The 2,047-nt window shown below is 51.1% G+C and carries 2 protein-coding genes; both read right to left on the bottom strand.

All coding sequences use genetic code 11. The features are described 5' to 3' along the window. Positions 1-93 precede the first annotated feature (93 nt). A complete protein-coding gene (locus FJZ26_05725) occupies positions 94-1,446 on the bottom strand; it encodes an amidohydrolase family protein (protein MBM3229907.1) in 1,353 nt (450 codons plus the stop codon). A 21-nt stretch (positions 1,447-1,467) separates the two neighbouring features. Next, a partial coding sequence (locus tag FJZ26_05720; protein MBM3229906.1) for a dihydroorotate dehydrogenase electron transfer subunit occupies positions 1,468-2,047 on the bottom strand: 580 nt, incomplete at its 5' end.

Here is a 2,047-nt window from a genome sequence, read left to right as displayed (position 1 = left end):
CTGATTGAAATAGAATACGGCTAGGCAGAAGGCTGTGTTCAGTTTAGTCCCCAGCTCTTGGAAAAAGTAGGATTGGGAAAATGGGAAGGCCGGTTATGCCACTGGTTTCCCGTTTCCTTTTTTCGCAAGGACTTGGCCCCTGGTGTCTTCTGGGCCTGCACCCAAGCTGCGCTTGCCGCGCTCATATGCAAGCTTTCCGGCAAGGAAAACAGCTCTTGGGCGCGGGCCTATTGCCATGCCCTCATATGGGGACCAGGCGCATTTTGTAAACAGGTCTTCAGCTTTTACTTTCCAGCTTTCATTCAGGTCAAATAGTGCAAGGTCTGCTGCAAACCCTTCTTTTATGCTGCCGCGCCCCTTTAGGTTGAATGCCTTTGCAGGCCCTTCCATGCACAGGCGCAGGATGGTAGGTATTGTGACGATTTTTCTTCTGTAAGCCCAGAGCATCAAAGGCAGGGTTGTCTCAAGGCCAGGAAAGCCGCTTGCACCATCCCGCTTCTCCTCAAGTGTGTGAGGCGCATGGTCAGACGCCATGCAGTCAATCTGCTGCAGGTTTTTCCAAAGCAAGTACACGTCATTTGCAGGCCGCAGGGCAGGCTTGACATGGTGCAGATTGCCTTCAAGTTTTTTTTCATATTGCGCGTCCAAAAACAGATGGTGCGGGGTTGCCTCGACAGTTGCCCCCGCGTTTTGCTTGATTGAGAGCACTTCCTGCACTGTTGAGGCGTGGCACAGATGAATCCTTCTGCCAAAATAGCTTGAAAGCGCTGCAACCCTAGCACTTGCAGCCTGGGAGACGACTGAAGGCCTTTGGACTGAAAACCTCTCCTTTGGGAACCTTTTTGCAAAATACCTCAGCGCATCCAAATCCTCTGCATGGATGCAGATTGGTTTTTCCTTTGGGAATTTTTCAAAGTGCTCAAGGAGACCGTCAAGGCGCTCAAAGGTAAGCTCCGAGTCTGTTTCCCCAAGATACGCCTTTATGCTTGGCGGGTTTGCCGCTGCCACCTCATCGTGGTTTGTCATTGTGGCGCCAAAGTGCAGCGCCCAGTTGCACACTGCCTTTGACTTGGCAATTTCCAGCTTTTGCTTGTAGGCAGATTTGGTGGTTGTAGCTGGGCCAAAATAATTTGGCATGTCAAACACAGTTGTGTAGCCGCCTGCAAGTGCGGCGCAGGTGCCGGTGTAAAAGTCCTCCTTTTGGGGCGACTGCGGGTCGCGCAAATGCACGTGCGGGTCAATGCCGCCAGGAAAAATCACAAGGCCGGTGGCGTCAAAAATGCCTTTGCCTTCTTCACCTTCATCAGAGTTTCCTGAACCCTTTGCCGATTTTGCGCTTGACTTGCTTTTCATAATGCCTGCAATGGTGCCTTTTTCCCCATCAATAAGCAAGTCTGCAGCTTCCAGCCCCTTTTGTGTTGCAATTTTTCCGCCTGTTATTATCATCAAGACACCTTTTTTCCGAATTTAGAGCTTGACTTTAAGCCCGCACCTGTCCCTGTGAAACTTGCCAAACTCCGGATGCTTTGCAATGGAAGAATCATACACCGGCCCGTCAACGCATACTAGGCCCTCTCCAATTGAGCACTGGCCGCACATGCCAAAGCCGCATTTCATGAACCTTTCAAGCAGCAACTGGCATTTAATGCCCTTTTCCTCCGCAATTTTTGCAATGGCGCCCATCATTTTTTCAGGGCCGCAGGCATATATAGCATCAAACTTTTCAAGCCCAAGCAAATGATTTATCAGCTCAGTGACCATTCCCTTCCTGCCCTCAGAGCCGTCATCTGTTGAGACAAATGTTCGCACATTGCCTGGGTGCTTCATAAGCCTCTCCTTATTTCGCGCCCCCATTACAATGACTGGCTCAATGCCGTTTAGCGCCGCAAGCTGCGCAAGGTAGCGCATGGGACCCGTGCCATAGCCGCCCCCCACAAGCATGACTTTTTTTCCATGCAGGGTAAATGCGTTTCCGTAGGGGCCTGACAGCCAGATTTTATCTCCAATGCGAAGGGAGCAAAACGCCTTGCTAAACGGCCCGACAGAA

It is taken from the genome of Candidatus Parvarchaeota archaeon, assembly GCA_016866895.1.
GTDB lineage: Archaea > Micrarchaeota > Micrarchaeia > Anstonellales > VGKX01 > VGKX01.
This window is presented reverse-complemented; position numbering and strand designations above follow the sequence as displayed.